The organism is Aureimonas sp. AU20 (genome assembly GCF_001442755.1).
Lineage (GTDB): Bacteria > Pseudomonadota > Alphaproteobacteria > Rhizobiales > Rhizobiaceae > Aureimonas.
Map to the genome: position 1 here is coordinate 85,533 of NZ_CP006367.1, position 19,014 is coordinate 104,546.

General features: G+C 68.2%; 18 protein-coding genes and 1 pseudogene. 9 read left to right on the forward strand and 10 right to left on the reverse strand.

The features are described from left to right. Nucleotides 1-288: 288 nt before the first annotated feature. From M673_RS00355 to M673_RS00375, 5 genes and pseudogenes are all read left to right on the forward strand, one after another. The gene (locus tag M673_RS00355) at nt 289-2,031 is read left to right on the forward strand and encodes an alkaline phosphatase (RefSeq protein ID WP_061972736.1); all 1,743 of its coding nucleotides are present in this window, start codon (nt 289-291) and stop codon (nt 2,029-2,031) included. A 73-nt stretch (nt 2,032-2,104) separates the two neighbouring features. After that, nucleotides 2,105-2,566 (forward strand): hypothetical protein, encoded by a 462-nt coding sequence (locus M673_RS00360; protein ID WP_061972738.1) that lies wholly within the window; start codon nt 2,105-2,107, stop codon nt 2,564-2,566. Nucleotides 2,567-2,570: 4 nt separating this feature from the next. Then, nucleotides 2,571-3,248, forward strand: a complete 678-nt coding sequence (locus tag M673_RS00365) for an ABC transporter ATP-binding protein (protein ID WP_061972739.1) — start codon at nt 2,571-2,573, stop codon at nt 3,246-3,248. 3 nt (nt 3,249-3,251) lie between these two features. Continuing rightward, complete coding sequence (locus tag M673_RS00370; RefSeq protein WP_061972740.1) at nt 3,252-4,604, forward strand: ABC transporter permease; 1,353 nt, start codon at nt 3,252-3,254, stop codon at nt 4,602-4,604. Between the two features lie 209 nt (nt 4,605-4,813). Beyond that, nucleotides 4,814-5,217 (forward strand): annotated as a pseudogene (locus tag M673_RS00375) (VOC family protein). A gap of 3 nt (nt 5,218-5,220) precedes the next feature. On the opposite strand, the gene M673_RS00380 reads toward M673_RS00375, so the two are convergent. The 3 genes from M673_RS00380 to M673_RS00390 all read right to left on the reverse strand — a co-directional run bounded on the left by M673_RS00380 (nt 5,221) and on the right by M673_RS00390 (nt 7,093). Then, nucleotides 5,221-5,619 carry a (R)-mandelonitrile lyase gene (locus tag M673_RS00380; RefSeq protein WP_061972742.1) on the reverse strand — a complete coding sequence of 133 codons (399 nt, stop codon included), beginning with the start codon at nt 5,617-5,619 and terminating at the stop codon, nt 5,221-5,223. A gap of 191 nt (nt 5,620-5,810) precedes the next feature. Beyond that, on the reverse strand, nt 5,811-6,686 hold the full coding sequence (locus M673_RS00385) for an SDR family oxidoreductase (protein WP_061972744.1): 876 nt from the start codon (nt 6,684-6,686) through the stop codon (nt 5,811-5,813). Between the two features lie 131 nt (nt 6,687-6,817). Next, nucleotides 6,818-7,093 (reverse strand): hypothetical protein, encoded by a 276-nt coding sequence (locus M673_RS00390; RefSeq protein WP_062215172.1) that lies wholly within the window; start codon nt 7,091-7,093, stop codon nt 6,818-6,820. Between the two features lie 228 nt (nt 7,094-7,321). Here M673_RS00390 and M673_RS00395 point away from each other — a divergent pair, with 228 nt between their 5' ends. Both M673_RS00395 and M673_RS00400 read left to right on the forward strand, forming a co-directional pair. After that, nucleotides 7,322-7,786 carry a DUF2231 domain-containing protein gene (locus tag M673_RS00395; protein ID WP_148640113.1) on the forward strand — a complete coding sequence of 155 codons (465 nt, stop codon included), beginning with the start codon at nt 7,322-7,324 and terminating at the stop codon, nt 7,784-7,786. Further along, nucleotides 7,779-9,323: a PQQ-dependent sugar dehydrogenase gene (locus tag M673_RS00400; RefSeq protein ID WP_061972747.1), complete on the forward strand. Its 1,545-nt coding sequence runs from the start codon at nt 7,779-7,781 to the stop codon at nt 9,321-9,323. Before M673_RS00395 ends, M673_RS00400 begins: the two co-directional genes overlap by 8 nt. Nucleotides 9,324-9,383: 60 nt before the next feature. Here M673_RS00400 and gyrB read toward each other — a convergent pair whose 3' ends face one another. From gyrB to cysK, 3 genes are all read right to left on the reverse strand, one after another. Further along, entirely contained in the window at nt 9,384-11,822 is a 2,439-nt protein-coding gene (gyrB, locus tag M673_RS00405; protein ID WP_061972748.1) for a DNA topoisomerase (ATP-hydrolyzing) subunit B, read from the reverse strand. Nucleotides 11,823-12,112: 290 nt separating this feature from the next. Next, a complete protein-coding gene (locus M673_RS00410) occupies nt 12,113-13,054 on the reverse strand; it encodes a mechanosensitive ion channel family protein (RefSeq protein ID WP_061972750.1) in 942 nt (313 codons plus the stop codon). 152 nt (nt 13,055-13,206) lie between these two features. Beyond that, on the reverse strand, nt 13,207-14,235 hold the full coding sequence (gene cysK, locus M673_RS00415; RefSeq protein WP_061972751.1) for a cysteine synthase A: 1,029 nt from the start codon (nt 14,233-14,235) through the stop codon (nt 13,207-13,209). A 597-nt stretch (nt 14,236-14,832) separates the two neighbouring features. Here cysK and M673_RS00420 point away from each other — a divergent pair. Then, nucleotides 14,833-15,615, forward strand: coding sequence for a GGDEF domain-containing protein (locus M673_RS00420; protein ID WP_061972753.1), 783 nt, complete (start codon nt 14,833-14,835; stop codon nt 15,613-15,615). A gap of 49 nt (nt 15,616-15,664) precedes the next feature. Here M673_RS00420 and M673_RS00425 read toward each other — a convergent pair whose 3' ends face one another. Then, entirely contained in the window at nt 15,665-16,141 is a 477-nt protein-coding gene (locus tag M673_RS00425; RefSeq protein WP_082639091.1) for a carboxymuconolactone decarboxylase family protein, read from the reverse strand. A gap of 77 nt (nt 16,142-16,218) precedes the next feature. Between M673_RS00425 and M673_RS00430 the strand changes: the two genes are divergently transcribed. Then, complete coding sequence (locus tag M673_RS00430; protein ID WP_061972755.1) at nt 16,219-16,671, forward strand: MarR family winged helix-turn-helix transcriptional regulator; 453 nt, start codon at nt 16,219-16,221, stop codon at nt 16,669-16,671. 26 nt (nt 16,672-16,697) lie between these two features. On the opposite strand, the gene M673_RS00435 is transcribed toward M673_RS00430, so the two are convergent. The 3 genes from M673_RS00435 to coaBC are packed head-to-tail and all read right to left on the reverse strand — an operon-like array spanning nt 16,698 to nt 19,005. Next, nucleotides 16,698-17,315, reverse strand: coding sequence for a LysE family translocator (locus M673_RS00435; RefSeq protein ID WP_061972756.1), 618 nt, complete (start codon nt 17,313-17,315; stop codon nt 16,698-16,700). After that, the gene (gene dut, locus M673_RS00440; protein WP_061972758.1) at nt 17,312-17,779 is read right to left on the reverse strand and encodes a dUTP diphosphatase; all 468 of its coding nucleotides are present in this window, start codon (nt 17,777-17,779) and stop codon (nt 17,312-17,314) included. The genes M673_RS00435 and dut overlap by 4 nt, the downstream gene beginning before the upstream one ends. After that, complete coding sequence (coaBC, locus tag M673_RS00445) at nt 17,776-19,005, reverse strand: bifunctional phosphopantothenoylcysteine decarboxylase/phosphopantothenate--cysteine ligase CoaBC (RefSeq protein WP_061972760.1); 1,230 nt, start codon at nt 19,003-19,005, stop codon at nt 17,776-17,778. Before coaBC ends, dut begins: the two co-directional genes overlap by 4 nt. Nucleotides 19,006-19,014: the final 9 nt, after the last annotated feature.

Consider the following 19,014-nt stretch of genomic DNA (forward strand, 5'->3'; position numbering starts at 1 on the left):
CCGCGCGACGCGCCAAGCGCTCACCCGTCACCCAGACGGCAAATGCACACGCGAAGGATCGGTCGTCGGCAAGTATGGAGGGCGGGACCGTCAGTCCGACGACTTGCCCCAGCTAGACCTCTTCTTCGCGCGCGAAGCATTCGTCCACCCGCGAACCTCTCTCCTATCGTCTATTATGTTATAACATAACGCCCGTGGAGCTCATTTCGGATTTTTCAACTGGGCTGTCACGCGGATGTTATGAAGAAAACCTATGCCGCAACCGACAGATCCCAGTGGAGACAATCGATGCGCCACCTTCTCAGCTTGCTCGTCGTCACCAGCGCGCTCACCGCCACCGCCCATGCGGCGACGGTCATGCCTCTCGACCGCGCGACCATCCTGGCGGGCTCGCCCTTCGACATGAAGGTCGAGTTCAAGGGCGTTGTGAAGGAAGGCGACGTCGCCGTCACCATCAACGGCAAGCCTGCCGCCGAGGTGCTCGGCCAGCCCGTCGAATTCATCGAGAAGGAAGACGGCGTCGAGGCCTCCGCCATCCGCATCCATGGCGGCCATATCCTGGCGCCGGGCAGCTATAAGGTCGAGGCCAAGGCTGGCGACGAGACCAAGGCGGTGACCTGGGAAGTCTACGGCACGCCCGCCACGGCCAAGGCCAAGAACATCATCTTCCTGCTCGGCGACGGCATGACGGTGGCCAACCGCACCGGCGCGCGCATCATGTCCAAGGGCATGACCGAGGGCAAGGCGAACGGCCGCCTCGCCATGGACGATCTCGACCACATGGCCTTCGTCGGCACGTCCTCGACCAATTCCATCGCCACCGACAGCGCCAACACGATGTCGGCCTACATGACCGGCCACAAGTCGGCGATCAACGCGCTCGGCGTCTATGCCGACCGCACGAAGGACTCCTTCGACGATCCGAAGGTCGAGACCATTGCCGAGGCGCTGCGCCGCACCACCAAGAAGTCGGTCGGCATCGTCGTCACCTCCGAGGTCGAGGACGCGACGCCCGCCGCCGTGGTGTCCCACACCCGCAAGCGCGCCGACAAGCCCGAGATCGTCGACATGCTGTTCAAGGTGAAGCCGGACGTGCTGCTCGGCGGCGGCTCGGCCTACTTCCTGCCGCAGTCGACGCCCGGCTCCAAGCGCAAGGACGACAAGAACTACATCCAGATGTTCCAGGACGCGGGCTATGCGCTGGCGACCGACAAGGGCGAGCTGGAAACCGCCAAGGGCTCGAACCAGGAAAAGCTGCTCGGCCTGTTCCACACCGGCAACATGGACTTCATGCTCGATCGCGGCTTCCTGAAGAAGGGCACCGTGTCGAAATTCCCCAACCAGCCGGGTCTGGTCGAGATGACCGAGATCGCGCTGGACCGCCTGTCGAAGAACCCCGAGGGCTTCTTCCTGATGGTCGAGGGCTCGTGCATCGACAAGGCCTCGCACCCGATGGACTTCGAGCGCTCGATGATCGACACGATCGAGTTCGACAAGGCGGTGGGCGTGGCGCGTGAGTTCCAGCGCACCCATCCCGACACGTTGATCGTCACCACGGCCGACCACACGCACGGCATCTCGATCATCGGCACGATCGACGACGACAAGCCGGGCACGGAAATGCGCGAGAAGGTCGGCGTCTATGCCGATGCCGGCTTCCCCAACTACGAGGACAAGGACGGCGACGGCTATCCCGACCGCGTGGACGTGTCGCGCCGCCTCGCCATCTTCGCCGCCGACTTCCCGGACTATTACGAGACCTTCCGCCCGAAGGTGGACGGCCCGTTCGAGCCCGCCGTCCAGAACGAGAAGAAGGAATACGTGGCGAACGAGGCGTACAAGAACGTTCCCGGCGCCGTGTTCCGCGAAGGCAACCTGCCGCGCTCGGCCGACACCGCCGTCCATGCGGTGGATGACGTGGTGCTGCAGGCCGCCGGTCCGGGCGCCGAGGAGTTCAAGGGCTACATGGAAGAGAGCGACATCTACCGCGTTCTCGCCGACGCCTTCGCGCTGGCGCCCGCCAAGAACTAAAACTTCACGTTTCTCGGACGCAGACGGGTCCCGGCGCGCCGCGCCGGGGCCTTTGCCATTGGAGGACTTCGCCATGACCGGGCTCGCTCTCTCCCGCCGGCGCTTCACAGCATCAATGCTCGGCGCGCTCGCGCTCGCCGCGCTCAGGCCCATAGCGGCCCACGCCACCGAGACGCTCGGCTTCGACGATCTCTACGGCAAGATCAGCGTGCTCGGCCTCGCCTTCTCCAACAAGCTGAAGTCGCTGGCCGGGCAGAGTGTCGAGATGCGCGGCTTCATGGCGCCGCCGCTCAAGGCCGAGGCGCAGTTCTTCGTGCTCACCGAAATTCCCATGTCGATCTGCCCCTTCTGCTCCTCGGACGCGGACTGGCCGGCCAATATCGTCGTCGTCTATCTCCGCGAGCGGCAGACCTTCGAGCAGGCCAACCGGCCCATCGCGGTGTCGGGCCGGCTGGAGGTGGGCTCCTGGACCGACCCCGAAACCGGCTTCGTCAGCTTGGTGCGGATCGTCGACGCCCGTTTCTCCTCCGTGTGATCCCATGTCCGCGCTCGTTCTTCGCGATCTCGAAGTCCGTTTTCCCGGGCTGGACGCGCCCGCCCTCGCCATCCCCGCGCTCGACCTCCAGCCCGGCGAGCGCATCGCGCTGACCGGCGCCTCGGGCTCGGGCAAGACGACCTTTCTCAACGCCGTCAGCGGCCTGGAGCGGGTGCGCCGGGGCACGGTGCGCTGGGGCGAGACCGATCTCAGCACCTTGAGCGAAGCGGGGCGCGACCGCTGGCGGGCCCGCCATGTCGGGCTGGTGATGCAGGATTTCCACCTCTTTCCCGGCCTGTCGGCGATCGACAACGTGCTTCTGCCCCATCGCCTGTCGCGCGCCCTGCCGCTGGCTGAGGCGCGGGCCGAGGGGCAGCGGCTGCTCGCCCGCTTCGGCATCGAGCGGCCGGCGCAAAGGGTGGAGACCCTGTCGCGCGGGCAGATGCAGCGCGTCGCCGTGGCGCGCGCCCTGGCCGGCCGGCCGGCGATCCTGATCGCCGACGAGCCGACCGCCAGCCTCGACGCCGAGGCCGGCGCGGCGGTGGGCGATCTCCTCCTGGAACTCGGGGCCGAGACGGGCGTCACGCTGATCGTCGCCACGCACGACCCGCATCTCACCGGCCGCATGAACCGCGTCGTCAGGCTCGCCAACGGCCGCCTCCTTTCGGCCCCGGAGGCCTGAGCCATGTTCGGTTTCATCTGGGCCGATCTTCGCCGCCATGCCGCAGGCGTCGTCGCCGTGGTGCTGCTGATCGCGCTGGCGACGGCGCTGGGCGTCGCCGTGACGCTGGGCGAGCGGGCCATCCGGCTCGGCAGCGCCCGCGCCGCCGCCGCCTTCGACCTCGTGGTCGGCGCGCCGGGCAGCGAAACGCAGCTCGTGCTGTCCTCGGTCTTTCTCCAGCCGGCCCCCCTCCCCCTTCTGCCCGGCCGCGTGCTGGCCGATCTCGCCGCCGATCCGCGCGTGCGCTACGCCGCGCCGGTGGGCTTCGGGGATTTCGTCGGCGATGATCCGGTGGTCGGCACGACGCTTGACGTCGTGGCTGGGCTCGGCGGTCTGGCGGAGGGGCGCGGCTTCGAGAAGCTGCAGGACGCCGTGGTCGGCGCGGCGGTGGCGCGGCCGATCGGCTCGCGCTTCAAGCCGCTGCATGGCCGCCTGTCCGAAGGCGGGCATGTCCATGGCGAGATCAGCTACGAGGTGGTCGGCCGCATGAAGCCGACGGGCACGGCCTGGGACAAGGCGGTGCTGGTGCCGATCGAGGCGGTGTGGCTGGCCCATGGCCACGAGCCGCACGAGGCGCACGACGAAACCGCGCAGGAAGCCGGCGACGCCGCGCATCGCGGCGAGGCTCCCGCCGCCGCTTCAACCACTGGCCCTGCCCCCGCGCATGTCGGCCCCGGCCTCGCGTCCATGGCCTCCTTCGTCGATCCTGAGGAGCGCGAGCTTCCGCGCGTCGTCGATCTCGACCGGCCCGTGGACCCCGCCGCGCTGAGCCGGCCGGACGCGCCGGGCGTTCCCGCCATCGTGGTGAAGCCGCGCACCATCGCCGACGCCTACAAGCTGCGCCAGGAATATCGCCGCGAAGGCAGTCTCGCCGTGTTTCCGGCCGAGGTCCTGACCCGGCTCTACGGCACGCTGGGCGACGCGCGCAGCGTCCTTGCCGCCATTGCGCTGGGCGCGCAAGCGCTGGTCGGCGCGGCGATCCTCTTCGTGGTGATCGTCCATGTCCTGCAGCGCCGGCGCCAGATCGGCGCGCTTCGGGCCTTCGGCGCGCCGCGCCTCTCAGTCTTCGCCATCGTCTGGGCCGAGGTCTTCGCCATGGTCGGCGCCGGCGTGCTCGCAGGCTTCGGCCTCGGCTTCGCGGCGGCCTCACTGCTCGCCCGGCTCGGCGGCCGCACTACGGGCATCGCGCTGCCGATCGAGCTGCATCCCTCGGACGGCTGGAGCCTCCTTGGCCTGCTCCTGACGGTCGCTCTCGTCACGCTCGTGCCCGCCGCCCTCGCCTATCGCCAGTCCCCCGCCGAAGCGCTGCGCGGCTGAGAACCGGGGACAGAACCTGAGGGAGGTCGGCGGGCGGGATTTTCTCCCCGTTCACTGGGTCGCGATGGCTCGCCGATAAGCCCTCGCATCGGCTGCGCTTCGCCCCGCGCGAGCCGAGAAACTTGCTCGGCAATCCTCGGCCCACAAGTATTGCACCAAGGTCCAGGCGCGCTTTTCAGGGCGCAAGCCGGTCGAAGGGAGCCCGACCCATGCAGCAGACGCTCGCCCTCACCGCGCTTCTGGTGGCGGACTACGACGAGGCGCTTCGCTTCTATGTCGGCGTGCTCGGCTTCGAGCGCATGGAGGATCGCGCGCTTTCTCCTGACAAGCGCTGGGTCGTCGTCCGCCCCAAAGGCGCCGCCAGCGGCGGCCTGCTTCTCGCCAAGGCGGCCGACGCCCGCCAGCGCGCCGGGATCGGCGATCAGGCGGGCGGGCGGGCGGGCGGGTCTTCCTGTTTCTCCAGACCGACGATTTCGAGCGCGACCATGCCGCTTATCTCGAGCGTGGCGTCGTGTTCGAGGACGCGCCGCGATACGAGCCCTATGGCCGCGTCGCGGTGTTCCGCGATCTCTACGGCAATCGCTGGGACCTGATCGAGCCCAACAAGGCCTGACGCTCAGCCGCCGTGGTAATCCGCGTCGCTGACCTGCTCCAGCCAGTCCACGACCTTGCCGTCCTGGTTTTCCTGAATGGCGATGTGGGTCATGGCCGTGGTGGGCGAGGCGCCGTGCCAGTGCTTTTCGCCCGGCTCGAACCAGACCACATCGCCCGGCCGGATTTCCTCCACCGGTCCGCCCTCGCGCTGCACCAGACCGAGCCCGGCGGTGACGATCAGCGTCTGGCCGCGCGGATGCGTGTGCCAGGCGGTGCGCGCGCCTGGCTCGAAGGTCACGCTCGCCGCCGCCGCGCGCCGCGCCTCGTTGGCGGCAAACAGCGCGTCGACGCGCACGGTGCCGGTAAACCAGTCCGCCGGCCCTTTGGCCGAAGGCGTCGAGCCGTTTCGGGTAATGTCCATGGGAAATGCCCGCCTCGTGAATCGGGAAATTGGATCGGAAAATCTGCGGGCGAAAGAATAGGCCGCCATTGCACGCCTTCCACCGCTCGCCGTCAGATCGCAACGCCCGCGTGGGGCGCGCAGTCGCCTCAGTTGGAGACGACTGTTCATGAAAGAACGGGAGGGCTGCGCCGCGCACCCTCCCCGATCGCTCAGTACATCGGAATGCCACCCGTCACCGGGATCACCGCGCCCGAGATGTAGCTTCCCTCCTTGGAGGCCAAAAGCACGAAGGCGGGGGCGAGTTCGCTGGGCTGGCCGGCGCGGCCGAGCGGCGTGTCCTGGCCGAGCATCTCCAGCTTGTCCGAAGGCTTGGCGATCGGCTGGATCGGCGTCCAGACCGGGCCGGGCGCCACCGCGTTGACGCGGATGCCCTTGGGCGCCAGGAGATTGGACAGGCCGATGGTCAGGCTGGAAATGGCGCCCTTGGTCGCGGCGTAGACGATCATGTTTTCCGTCGCGACCTTGGCCTGGATGCTGGTCGTGTTGACGATGGTGGAACCCGGCTGCATGTGCGGCACCGCTGCCTTGGCGAGGCGAACCATGGCGATGACATTGACCGCGAAGGCCTCTTCCATCGTGTCGTCGTCGATGTCGTTTAGATCTTCGTTGGTGGTCTGCGCGGCGGCATTGTTGACGAGAATGTCGAGCCGGCCGAGTTCACCGACCGTGCGCTCCACCAGTTCGGTGCAGAGCGCGCGGTCTCGGATATCGCCCGGCAGCAGAAGGCACCGGCGCCCGGCCTTCTCCACCCAGGCCTTGGTCTCGTCGGCGTCGGCCTGTTCGGCCTCGAGATAGGAGATCGCGACATTCGCGCCCTCGCGGGCATAGGCGATGGCGACGGCCCGCCCGATCCCGGAATCGCCGCCGGTAACGAGGGCGACGCGCCCCTCCAAAAGGCCCTTGCCGACATAGCTCTCTTCGCCATGGTCGGGCTTGGTGCGCATTGCGGTCTCGAAGCCGGGACGCTTCTGCTCCGGCTCGGAGGGAAAGCGGGTCGGTTGGCTCGTGCGGGGATCGTCGGTCATGATCGATGGTTTCCGATTGGGAAAGGAGACAGGGGCAACTCGCGACTGCCCCAATCGCTCCCTCGCTTCCCAGACGGATCGACGCTGCCGGGCGCGCCCCTCTTCGGACGCCCCGCCAGGCGCGCAAGTCTCTACTTGTTGCCGATGATCCCGAGTTCGGCGGGCCATTCGTTGCCCGCGAGATCGATCCGCAGGTCGAAGCCGTTGAGAAGGGCGAATTCGTTGGCGTCGCGCAGCACGGTCGGCGGGTCGCCCCGCATCGTCTCGAATTCGACGCCTTCGCCCTCGGCCGCGCCATCCAGCGTAGCCTCGGCCCGCAGGGCACCTTCGCCGCCGATCAGGCGAACGAGAACATAGGTCGAGGTCTCGTCGCCCGTGCGGAGAAAGAACAGATCGTCGCTGGCCATGGGGCGCATCCTTTGGGTGTTCGGTGACAGGTGAACTAGGCCAGCATGTTCGATCGTCACGGCTTTTCCCGCGATCGTCATTCTGCCCCGCCGGAGAGGCCGCCCTGCGGCGAAGACGCACGAGGTTTCAACGCCTTGCGGTGGAACCTGTCCTTGTCCACGATCGTAGTGGTTCTGACGCGGCCGGATGAAGGGCGCGGCCCCAATGGAGAAGCGTTCATGAGCTCCATGCCCTATCCCACTCTCGTTTCCGCCGAATGGCATCCGATCCGCAGCTTCCTCGCCGCTTTTCCCACGGCCTGTTTCACCCTGACGCTCGCGACGGACATCGCCTTCTGGCAGACCGCGAACCTCATGTGGCAGAACTTCTCGGCCTGGCTTCTCTTCGCCGGCCTCGTGTTCGGCGGCCTCGCCGCCTTGGGCGAGCTGATCGGGCTCCTGTTCCGCCGCGCCCGCGCCCCGAGCGGCGCCAGCTGGCCGCATTTCCTCGGCAGTCTGGTCGTTCTCGCGCTCGCCTTCCTCAACAGTCTCGTTCACGCCGGAGACGGCTGGACCGCCGTGGTGCCCTATGGGCTGGCGCTATCGGCTGCGACCGTTCTCGTCATGCTGGCGACGGCCTGGCTCGGACGCCCGGCGGCCGTTCGACATGACTTGCGCCCCGCCGCCCATTTCGGAGATCGCCGCGATGTCTGATCCAATCTTCACGGCCCGTCGCGCAGCCTCCGCCGGCGCCCTTGCCGCGCTTCTGGCGCTTGGGGCTTGCAGCGAGAGCGGCGCGGTCGATGTGTCCCAGCAGATCGGCCCCGACCCCGTTCTTCCCGCACCCAGCCAATCCCTCCTACCCGATCTCAAAGTGGCTAAGGTGGTCGGCTGGCAGGAAGGCCAGACCCCGAGCGTTCCGCAGGGCTTGACGGTAACGGCCTTCGCCAAGGACCTCGCCAATCCGCGCACGGTCTACACGTTGCCGAACGGCGACGTGCTCGTGGTCCAGTCGCGCGGGCCGTCCGGCGAGCCTCTCTCGCGGCCGAAGGATCTCATTCGCGGCTGGATCATGTCGATCGCCCATGGCGGCGGGGGCGGTGAGCAGAAGGAGAGCAATCTCGTCACGCTCCTGCGCGACACCAACCGCGACGGCGTGGTGGACGAGCGGCACGATATCCTCACCAAGCTCTCCTCGCCCTTCGGCCTCGCCTGGGCCGACGACACGCTCTATGTCGCGGCCACCGACGGCGTGCTCGCCTATCCCTACAAGCTCGGCGAGACCAGCATCTCGGCGCCGCCGCGCCTGCTGACGCCGCTGCCCGGCGGGCCGATCGACCACCATTGGACGAAGGACCTGGCGCTCAGCCCCGACGGGCGGTTCCTCTACGCCTCGGTCGGGTCGAACTCCAACATCGTCGAAAACGGGCTGGAAGCGGAAAAGGGGCGGGCGGCGATCTGGCAGATCGACCGGCAGACCGGGGCCGCGCGCGTCTACGCCTCGGGCCTGCGCAATCCGAACGGCCTCACCTTCCAGCCGGGGACGGACACGCTCTGGGCCGTGGTCAACGAGCGCGACGAACTCGGCCCCAATCTCGTGCCGGACTACATGACCTCGGTGAAGGACGGCGGTTTCTACGGCTGGCCCTGGAGCTATTACGGCGCGCATGTGGACGAGCGCGTCCACCCGCAGCGGCCGGATATGGTGGGCAAGGCCATTGCGCCGGACTACGCGCTGTCCAGCCATGTGGCGGCGCTAGGCCTCGCCTTCTCGCAAGGTTCCGCCCTGCCGCCGCAGTTTGCCGACGGGGCCTTTGTCGGCGAGCACGGAAGCTGGAACCGCGACGCCTTCAACGGCTACAAGGTCGTCTACGTGCCGTTTCAGGACGGCAAACCCGCCGGCAAGGCGGTGGACGTTGTGACCGGCTTCATCGACGGCGACGAGGCGCATGGGCGCCCGGTCGGCGTCGGCATCGACGGAACGGGCGCGCTTCTGGTGGCGGACGATGCCGGCAACACGGTCTGGCGCGTCGCCTCGTCGGATGGGCGCGTGGTGGCCCAGCCGATAGGCTCCGACCCGATCCGCCTCGCCAAAGCCGCCGCGGGAGGTTCGAACGGTAGTTCGACCGTGGCGCTCAGCGACAGTCTGGCGACGCCTCCGACTTCGACCAGCGAAGCCGCCCAGCCCTTGGCGCCGTCGCAGACCCAGATCGCCCCCGCGACCCTTCCGGCCGCCACACCGGCACAGTAGGCCAGCATCAGCCGGCTTGGCGCATCACCCGCGCGCCGAGCCGCATCGCAGAGCCTCGGGTCAGATGTCTAGATTGGCGACCTGAAGCGCGTTTTCTTGGATGAACTCGCGGCGGGGCTCGACCTCGTCACCCATCAGGCGGGAGAAGAGCTGGTCGGCGTCCGTCGCGTCGGGCACCTTCACCTGTAGGAGCGAGCGCACTTCGGGGTCGAGCGTGGTTTCCCAGAGCTGCTCGGGGTCCATCTCGCCAAGACCCTTGTAGCGCTGGAGCGAGAGGCCTTTGCGGCCGACCTCGAACACGGCGGCCACGAGATCGAGCGGTCCCAGGATGGTGCGCTCGGTTTCCTTGCGGCGCAGAACCGGGGCATGCGGATAGACCTCGGAAAGGCGGTTCGCGATGCGGTGCAGAGCGATAGCGTCGGCGGACTGGATCAGCGCCGCATCCACCGCCTGCACGTCGAGAACGCCGCGCACCGTGCGCTGGAAGCGATAGCCACCCATGCCATCGGCCTCGCCGATCCAGCCGCGTTCGGTCTCCTCGGCCACCTGATCCAGCGCCTTGGCGATCCGGTCGGCCATCACCTCGGCCTCGCCTTGGTTCTCGGCAACGGAGGGGGACAGGGCGCCGGCGACCGCCGCCTGTTCCACGACCTGACGGTTGTAGCGGGAATGGAGGCCGGCAAGGATCTGGCGAACGCCGAGCGCATCCTCCACCACGGAGCGCAGGTCGCGGCCCGAGCGCGCCTCGCCATTGTCGAGCTGCAGGATCGCGTCCTCCAGCCCGCCCTCGATCAGGTAGTTCTCCAGCGCCTTCTCGTTCTTGAGATACTGGCCCTGCTTGCCGCGCGTCACCTTATAGAGCGGCGGCTGTGCGATGTAGATGTGGCCGCGCTCGATCAGCTCCGGCATCTGCCGGAAGAAGAAGGTGAGCAGAAGGGTGCGGATATGGGCGCCGTCGACGTCGGCGTCCGTCATGATGATGATCTTGTGGTAGCGCAGCTTGTCGGGGTTGAACTCGTCCTTGCCGATCGAGGTGCCGAGCGCGGTGATGAGCGTGCCGATCTGGTCCGAGCCCAGCATGCGGTCGAAGCGGGCGCGCTCGACATTCAGGATCTTGCCGCGCAGCGGCAGGATGGCCTGGTTCTGGCGCGAGCGGGCACCCTTCGCCGAGCCGCCGGCGGAATCGCCCTCGACCAGGAAGATCTCGGACTTCGCCGGGTCCTTCTCCTGGCAGTCGGCCAGCTTGCCGGGCAGCGAGGTGATGTCGAGCGCGCCCTTGCGGCGCGTCAGCTCGCGGGCGCGCTTGGCCGCCTCGCGCGCGGCGGCCGCCTCCACCACCTTGGCGGTGACGATGCGCGCTTCCTGCGGATGTTCCTCGAACCAGGTGGCGAGCGTCTCGTTGACCAGCCCCTCCACCACCGGGCGCACCTCGGAGGACACGAGCTTGTCCTTGGTCTGCGAGGAGAATTTGGGGTCCGGCACCTTCACCGACAGGATGCAGGACAGGCCCTCGCGGCAATCGTCGCCGGTCGGCTGGACCTTTTCCTTCTTGAGGACGCCCGAATTCTCGGCATAGCCGATGACCTGGCGCGTCAGCCCGCCGCGAAAGCCCGCCATATGCGTGCCGCCGTCGCGCTGCGGAATGTTGTTGGTGAAGCAGAGCACCGTCTCGTTGTAGCTGTCGTTCCACCAGAGCGCGGCTTCGACGGTGATGCCGTCCTTCTCGCCGAACAGCACGATGGGCTCGGAGATCAGCGGCTTTCGCGCCCGGTCGAGATAGCGCACGAAGGCTTCCAGCCCGCCTTCGTAGAACAGCTCTGTGCGCTTCTCGTCGGCATGACGCTTGTCGGTCAGGATGATGCGCACGCCCGAGTTCAGGAAGGCGAGCTCGCGCAAGCGGTGCTCCAGCGTGCCGTAGTCGAAGCTGGTGACACCCCGGAACGTGTCGGTGGACGGCAGGAATGTGATGGCGGTGCCCGTCTCGTCGCCGGCATCGCCCGTCTCCACTAGGGACGCGTCGGGCACGCCGTGCGTGAAGCTCATCTCGTGGATGCGGCCCTTGCGGCGGATCTTCATCTTCAGCCACACCGACAAGGCGTTGACCACCGAAACGCCGACGCCGTGCAGACCGCCGGAGACCTTGTAGGAATTCTGGTCGAACTTACCGCCGGCATGGAGCTGGGTCATGATGACCTCGGCCGCCGAGACCCCCTCGCCCGTGTGGATGTCGGTCGGGATGCCGCGCCCGTTGTCGGTCACGGTGCAGGAGCCGTCGGGGTTGAGCGTCACGGTGACATGCGTCGCGTGGCCGGCCAGCGCCTCGTCGATGGCGTTGTCCACCACCTCGTAGACCATGTGATGGAGGCCTGAGCCGTCGTCCGTGTCGCCGATATACATGCCGGGCCGCTTGCGCACGGCGTCGAGACCCTTCAGCACCTTGATGGAATCGGCGCCGTATTCCGCGCTGGCGGTTTCGGTGGTCTCGGGGGCTTCGGACATGGCATTCCTAACGGGTCGGGGCGCGGCGGGCGGAGCCGCGCGGCTCCTCTGTTCGACCGCCATCATATAGAAGTTTTTGCATCGCAATCCAAGCTTTACGGGCTTTTCGCCTTATCGGGATCGCACAATCCTCCGCCCCTTTCGCCACCCCGATCCCGCCCTCCTATCGGCGGGCGGGCGAAAGCCGCAACTCCGCCCGGATCAGCTCGTTCGACCCGAGGAGACAGCAGGCATGACAGACCTCTCGCGGGGCGCCGGCCCGTCCGGGCCCCGCTACCAGCGTAACGTCCTCAGGGCGCCGTGACGACGCCCTGCGAAGGCGCTTCCGGCCGCTCGTTCACCAGCGTACGGTTGGCCTCGGGCGCCTCGCCGGCGCCGAGATAGCGCGAGGGGTCGGCGTCGCCCGGCACGATGCGCTGGATGGCGCGCGGCTCGCCCTCCGTCCCGAAGCGCTCGGTGAAGATGCGCCGGATCGCCTGCGCGGTGCGGCGCTGGGCGTCCGTGGTCGCCCCCTCGCGCACCACACCGCGAAACACGATGACCTGCGTGTCGGCGGTGAGCTGGTCCAGAAACGCGACGGGCTCGGACAATTGCTCTTCACCGGCACTCTTCGGCCAGGCCGAGATCAGCGCCTCGTGCGCGGCCTCGAAGGGCACCTGGCGCGGCACGGTGATCTGCCAGGCGAGAAGCCGAGAGGCGGCGCGCGAATGGTTGCGCATCCAGACGTTCCAGAGCGTGGAATTGGGCGCGAAGACGAAGAGCCCGTCGAAGGTTTCGAGATGGCAGGTGAAGAGGCCGATCTCGTGGACGCGGCCGGCGAAGTTCTGCGTCTCGATATAGTCGCCGACGCGGAACGGGCGCAGCCAGAGCAGCATGATGCCGGCGGCGATGTTGGTGAGCGTGCCCTGCAGCGCGAGACCGACGGCAAGGCCGGCGGCGCCGAGCACGGCGAGCAGCGAGGTCATCTGCACGCCGATCTGCCCCAGCGCGATGATCAGCGCCATGACGATCACGACATAGCGCACCATGGCGACCAGCGGCCCGCGCACCGTTTCGTCGATGCGCGACAGGCCGAAGGCGCGCCCGACCAGCGCCGCGAGGCGCCCGGCGATGAAGAAGCCGAGCGCCATGACGAGGACGGCGACAAGGAAGTTGGGCAGGAAGCTCGCCGCCTGGGCGGCCAGCGTGCGCAGGAAGGTCTGCGAGGATTCGATCGTGTCTTGGATAGGCATCGAGACCCTTGAAGGTTGCGGATCGCAAGCGATGCGGCGCCCCTCCCCGGCGCCGCGCGAGCCTATCAAGAAAGGTCAGCGTCCAAAAAAGGAAAGGGGCCGCGCGGCGAACCGGCGGCCCCTTGGATGATGATCGAAGCGGGAGAAGGCGCTTAGATCGACGGCGCGCCCTTCGGCTTTTCCTTGGGCTCGTCCTCCGCCACGAGCCCGTCGAACAGGGCGGTGGAGAGGTAGCGCTCCGCGAAGGAGGGAATGATGACGACGAGGTTCTTGCCGGCATTCTCGTCGCGCGCGCCAACCTTGGCGGCGGCGGCGAGCGCGGCGCCCGACGAGATGCCGACCGGCACGCCTTCCAGGCGCGCCACGAGGCGGGCGGTCTCGAAGGCCTCGTCGTTGGAGACGGTGACGACCTCGTCATAGATGTCGCGGTCGAGAATGGCCGGCGCGAAGCCCGCGCCGATGCCTTGGATCTTGTGCGGCCCCGGCGCGCCGCCGGAAAGGACCGGCGAGGCCTCGGGCTCGACGGCGATCACGCGCAGGCCGGGATTGCGGCTTTTCAGCACCTGGCCGACGCCGGTGATCGTGCCGCCCGTGCCGATCCCGGACACGAAGAGATCGACATGGCCCGCCGTGTCGTTCCAGATTTCCTCGGCCGTGGTGACGCGGTGGATCTGCGGATTGGCGGGGTTCTCGAACTGCTGGGGGATCACCGAGTTCGGAATTTCGCTGCGCAGTTCCTCGGCCTTGGCGATGGCGCCCTTCATGCCCCTGGCGCCTTCGGTCAGCACCAGCTCGGCGCCCAGCAGCCGCAGCATCTTGCGCCGCTCCACCGACATGGTCTCGGGCATGGTGAGGATGAGCTGGTAGCCCTTGGCGGCGGCGGCGAAGGCGAGCGCGATGCCGGTGTTGCCCGAGGTCGGCTCGATCAGCGTGTTGCGGCCCGGGCGGATCGTGCCGTTGGCCTCCAACGCCTCCAGCATGGCGACGCCGATGCGGTCCTTGACCGAGGAGATCGGGTTGAAGAATTCGAGCTTGGCGAGAAGCTTGGCCTTCACGCCCCGTTCGTGGGCGAACTTGTCGAGCCGAACGAGCGGCGTGTCGCCGATCGTGTCGAGGATCGAGTCGTAGATCCGGCCCCGTCCGTGGGTCCGGGCGGTCTGGTTGTTCGCGGGCGTATCCATGGCGACGTGTCCTTGTCCCTCTCCGACCGCGCTGTCCGAGCGCGCATGGGCGGCAATCTAGCGCGGATACCTCCCGATTGGCGAACCTCAAGCGATCACGATCCCGAAGCGGGGAAGCAAATCCATGCGCAGCGTGCCGAGATGGGAGAAAGATTTTCCCCGACGGGCGGCACTGACGTCTCCAACGCCTTGGCATCGAAGGGCACGCCAAGCCTTTGAATCAAATCGCGCCTCCGGGATTCAACCCATCTCAGGAGGCAGTCAGGCAAGCTGGCGAGCTAGAGGCTGTCATGAACCATGGGCAGGCGATGCGGGCGGGCGGCTCTTCGGTCGGCCGAGGGGCGTCGACCCCTCCGCAACTGCCCATGGCTCATGGCAGCTTCCAGGCCCTTTCGAGCCTGTTTGACAACTCGATCGGGCCGGGCGGCCGGCCCTCACGGGCTGCCGCCGCAACGACGCTGCGGGCCGACGCTTCAAGCGTTCGCCCTTCCCCGTTCGCCGGGCCGGCAGGGCATCCTGCGGGCCTTCTAGACGCCTTTTGTCAAACCGGTCTCGGTCTGGATCGCCATGCTCCCATCCGCTCTTCAATCCCTTCGAATGCTCTGCCTCGAACTCTTCGGCCTGACGCTGACCATGGCCGGCGTCATGGTGATCGCGGCCTATTGGTATTTCGGCAGCTTCTCGCTGCCGGCCGCGCAGAGCACGCTGGTGTTCTGCCTTCTCATGCTCTTCGTGTCGGTGCTGCCGCTGCAGCTTTATGCCGCGACGCGCATCGTCGCGCTGCGCCGCGCCAACCACCAGCTTTTCCACATCGCCACGCGCGACGGGCTGACCAAGGTTCTGAACCGCGCCGCCTTCCAGAAATCGGTGGAACTGCGCATCGGGCAGGAGGGCCGGCGCCGGGCCGAGGACGACGTGCCCCACACGCTCCTGATCCTCGACGCCGACCACTTCAAGCGCATCAACGACCGGCTGGGCCACGGCACGGGCGATCAGGCCCTATCGCTGATCGCCGCCACGCTGCGCCAGAGCGTGCGCAAGGACGACCTCGTCGGGCGGCTGGGCGGCGAGGAATTCGCCGTCCTCCTGCGCAATGCCGGCTTCGAGGAGGCGCAGATCGTGGCCGAGCGCCTGCGCGCGCGCATCAACATGCTGGAGGTCGGCCCGCGCAGCCAGCGCACGCGCCTGTCGGTGTCGCTCGGCGGCATCGCCTTTCGCACCGCCGTTCCCTTCGACGCGCTCTACAAGATCGCCGACACCAATCTCTACAAGGCCAAGTCGGCGGGCCGAAACCGCGTCACCCTGTCCCAGCTCGGCGCGCTGCGCAGCGTCGGCGAGCCGGGACGCCAGATCGAGGGCGCGGCGCGGCGCTGGGCCTGAGATCTCGTCATCCCGCCGCTCCCTCCATGCAGGGGGCGGCGGGCCGGCGTCAGGCCGCTTCCAAGGCGGGATGGGGAAAATGCAGCCCACCCGCGATGCGGTTCCAGGCGTTGATCTGCGCGACGACGAGCGTCAGGAGAAGCGTGTCCTCCGGCGAGAAACCCGCGGGAGGAGCGGCCTCGGCTGACGCGCGAGCGCCGGGGAGCGTGAGATGTTCGGCAAAGGCCAGAGCCGCCTTTTCGCGGGGGGAGAAGGCTGGGCTTTCCCGCCACACGGCGAGAAGATCGAGCTTGGCGGCCTCGACGCCGATGCGTCTGGCGACGTTCAGATGAAACGCCACGCAGAAGGCGCAGCCATTGATCTGCGACACCCTGAGCTTGACGAGCTCGCTCAGCCGCTTGTCGAAGCCGGCCTCGTCCACCGCCTTGCCGAGCGTGAACAGCGCGGCATAGGCCGCGGGAGCCGTGGTGCGAAAAGACTCGATCGAGAAACCCGAGGCCTCGGCCTCGACGGCAGCACTCGCCATGGTTCGGCAACTCCTTTAATGTCAGAACACGAACATAATATCAGAGCACTGACATTACGCAAGGCGGAGGGGAACCGATGGGATTGCCGGAGGCAGGTGAAGGCAAGCGCGGGGAACAGGGGCATCTCGGCTACCTGCTGCGGCAGGCGTCGAACGCGCATCGTCTCCGCGTGGACGGGGCGCTGAGCGATCTCGACCTGACGCATCCCCAGTTCTCGGTGCTGACGATGCTGGCCGCCTATCCCGGCACCAGCAACGCGGATCTGGCGCGTCTGGCGCTCCTGACGCCCCAGACCATGAGCGTCATCGTCGCCAATCTCCTCAAGGCGGGCTTGGTCGAGCGCCGCGCACACGCGGTTCACGGGCGCATTCAGACGATCGAACTGACGCCGGCGGGAGAGGCGATCCTGGCGAAGGCCAAGGAGCGCGTCTACGGGCTGGAGGCCGGCATGGTGGCCGGCCTTTCCGCCGAAGATCGGCGGATCGTCCAGGACTGGCTCGTCCGGCTCGCCAAGCCGGATATGGGCTAGAGATTGCTCGACAACCCAGCTGGGGTTCAAGCGCGGCGGACGAGACTCCAGATCGCGGCGCCGCCGAGGATCAGGGCCGCGCTCCGGTTGAGCCGGGCGAGGACGGAGGGGCGGCGCAGGACATGGCGCGCCCGCGCCGCCAAGGCGGCATAGGGCGTCATGACGAGGAAGAGCACGAGCGTCGTCAGGACGACCAGCACCGCATAGTCGGCAGGGCCGACATGCTGGAGATCCACCAGCGTCGGCAAGAGCGCGAGATAGAAGACGATGGTCTTGGGGTTGGCGAGTGTCACCGTCAGCCCGGCCAGGAAGCTGCCGAGCACCGTCTCCGACGCCATGGCCTCGACCTCGGCGGCATTGCCGGCGGCGCGCCAGAGCTTCCACGCGAGATAGCCGAGATAGGCGGCGGCCACGAAGCGAACAATCGTGAACAATTCGCCCATCGCCTGCGCCACAAGCGCGAGGCCGAACACGGCGGCCGTGAGGAAGGTGAGATCGCCCAGGATCAGCCCGAGCGTGAAGCCCATGGCCTGCCGGAAGCCGGCGCCGAGCGCGCGGGCGACGAGCGCCACCACGCCGGGGCCGGGAATGGCGGCGGCGAGCGCCAGCGCCAGCGCATAGGCGAGAAAGCCGGCGGCGCTCATGCGCGGCCCGTGGAGCCGAAGCCCCCCGCCCCGCGCGCGGTCTCGCCGACCCCGTCCACCTCGGCGAAGCGCGCCTGCGGCGCGGTGGCGACGACGAGCTGCGCGATGCGCTCGCCCCGCGTCACCACGAAGGGCTCGGAGCCGAGATTGACGAGGATCGCCATGACCTCGCCGCGATAATCGCTGTCGATCGTGCCCGGCGTGTTGAGCACCGTGACGCCGTGGCGCGCCGCCAGCCCCGAGCGCGGCCGCACCTGAATCTCGAAGCCCTCGGGAATGTCGAACACGAGACCGCTCGGCACGAGCGCCCGGCCGAGCGGCGGTATCGTCACGTCCGTTTCCACGGCGGCGCGCAGGTCCGCACCGGCGGCCCCGGCACTGGCATAGGCCGGCAGGTCCAGCCCCTCGGCATGGGGCAGGCGGTGAACGCCGATATGGGGGCCAGTGCTGGGAAGTTCGCTCATGGCGCGCGCTCCGTCTCGAGAAGCATCCGGCTTATCTCGGCGGCGAGCCGTTCGGCAACCTCCTCCTTGGCCAGCTCGGGCCATTCCTCCACACCCGCGCGCGAGACGAGCTTCACCGCGTTGCATGCGCCGCCCATGACGCCCCCCGACACATCGTTGGCGACGATGAGATCGGCGCCCTTGGCCTCCAGCTTTCGCGCGGCATTGCCGAGGAGATCGTCGGTCTCGGCGGCGAAACCCACCACGATGCGGGGGCGGCGCGGGCCGGTGCCGACGTGACGCAGAATGTCGGGGTTCTCCACCAGCGGCAGGGCGGGCGGGCCCTCGCCGGCGCGTTTCTTGATCTTGGCGCCGGCCTCGGATTGCGTCCGCCAGTCCGCCACGGCGGCAACGAAGACGGCGGCATCGACGGGCAGTTCCGCTTCCACCGCTGCCAGCATCTCGCGCGCCGTCTCCACATGCCGGGTGCGAAGGCCGGCGGGATCGGGCAGCGCCACGGGGCCGGACACGAGAACCACCTCCGCCCCCAGCTGGGCAAGGCTTTCGGCGATCGCGTGCCCTTGCCGGCCGGACGAGCGGTTGGCGATGTAGCGCACGGGGTCGATCGGCTCGTGCGTCGGGCCGGAGGTGACGAGGACGCGCCGGCCGGCGAGCGGGCGCACTGCCGGTGCGAGAAGCGCCTCGGCGGCGGCCACGATTTCCAGCGGCTCAGCCATGCGCCCCTCGCCCGCCTCGCCGCTTTCTGCCATCTCGCCCCGGTTGGGCCCGACGAAATGGAGCCCATCGGCCTTCAGGGTGATGAGGCTGCGGCGCGTGGCGGGATGCGCCCACATGGCGGGGTTCATCGCAGGGGCCAGCAGCACGGGCGCGTTGGTGGCCAGAAGAATGGCGCCGGCGAGATCGTCGCCGATCCCGGCCGCCATCTTGCCCATGCGCGTGGCGCTGGCCGGCGCCAGGATCACCAGATCGGCCGAGCGCGCGAGGCGGATATGGCCGACATCGTGCTCGTCGTCCCGGCTGAAGAGTTCGCCATAGACCTTGGTGCCGGCCAGCGCCCCGAGCGACAGGGGCGTCACGAACTCGGCCGCCGCCGCCGTCATGACCGGCGTCACCCTGGTGCCGCGCTCGCGCAGGCGGCGCACGAGATCCAGGCATTTGTACGCCGCGATGCCGCCGCCGACGATGAGGAGGATGCGCTTGTCGGCAAGGATCGAAGCTGCGGTCATGAGCGCTCG

Excerpts from the sequence above, each read along its gene's own strand:
- M673_RS00355 (WP_061972736.1), top strand. The coding sequence starts at position 289 with ATGCGCCACCTTCTCAGCTTGCTCGTCGTCACCAGCGCGCTCACCGCC.
- M673_RS00360 (WP_061972738.1), top strand. The coding sequence starts at position 2,105 with ATGACCGGGCTCGCTCTCTCCCGCCGGCGCTTCACAGCATCAATGCTC.
- M673_RS00365 (WP_061972739.1), top strand. The coding sequence starts at position 2,571 with ATGTCCGCGCTCGTTCTTCGCGATCTCGAAGTCCGTTTTCCCGGGCTG.
- M673_RS00370 (WP_061972740.1), top strand. The coding sequence starts at position 3,252 with ATGTTCGGTTTCATCTGGGCCGATCTTCGCCGCCATGCCGCAGGCGTC.
- M673_RS00380 (WP_061972742.1), bottom strand. The coding sequence starts at position 5,619 with ATGGACATTACCCGAAACGGCTCGACGCCTTCGGCCAAAGGGCCGGCG.
- M673_RS00385 (WP_061972744.1), bottom strand. The coding sequence starts at position 6,686 with ATGACCGACGATCCCCGCACGAGCCAACCGACCCGCTTTCCCTCCGAG.
- M673_RS00390 (WP_062215172.1), bottom strand. The coding sequence starts at position 7,093 with ATGGCCAGCGACGATCTGTTCTTTCTCCGCACGGGCGACGAGACCTCG.
- M673_RS00395 (WP_148640113.1), top strand. The coding sequence starts at position 7,322 with ATGCCCTATCCCACTCTCGTTTCCGCCGAATGGCATCCGATCCGCAGC.
- M673_RS00400 (WP_061972747.1), top strand. The coding sequence starts at position 7,779 with ATGTCTGATCCAATCTTCACGGCCCGTCGCGCAGCCTCCGCCGGCGCC.
- gyrB (WP_061972748.1), bottom strand. The coding sequence starts at position 11,822 with ATGTCCGAAGCCCCCGAGACCACCGAAACCGCCAGCGCGGAATACGGC.
- M673_RS00410 (WP_061972750.1), bottom strand. The coding sequence starts at position 13,054 with ATGCCTATCCAAGACACGATCGAATCCTCGCAGACCTTCCTGCGCACG.
- cysK (WP_061972751.1), bottom strand. The coding sequence starts at position 14,235 with ATGGATACGCCCGCGAACAACCAGACCGCCCGGACCCACGGACGGGGC.
- M673_RS00420 (WP_061972753.1), top strand. The coding sequence starts at position 14,833 with ATGCTCTGCCTCGAACTCTTCGGCCTGACGCTGACCATGGCCGGCGTC.
- M673_RS00425 (WP_082639091.1), bottom strand. The coding sequence starts at position 16,141 with ATGGCGAGTGCTGCCGTCGAGGCCGAGGCCTCGGGTTTCTCGATCGAG.
- M673_RS00430 (WP_061972755.1), top strand. The coding sequence starts at position 16,219 with ATGGGATTGCCGGAGGCAGGTGAAGGCAAGCGCGGGGAACAGGGGCAT.
- M673_RS00435 (WP_061972756.1), bottom strand. The coding sequence starts at position 17,315 with ATGAGCGCCGCCGGCTTTCTCGCCTATGCGCTGGCGCTGGCGCTCGCC.
- dut (WP_061972758.1), bottom strand. The coding sequence starts at position 17,779 with ATGAGCGAACTTCCCAGCACTGGCCCCCATATCGGCGTTCACCGCCTG.
- coaBC (WP_061972760.1), bottom strand. The coding sequence starts at position 19,005 with ATGACCGCAGCTTCGATCCTTGCCGACAAGCGCATCCTCCTCATCGTC.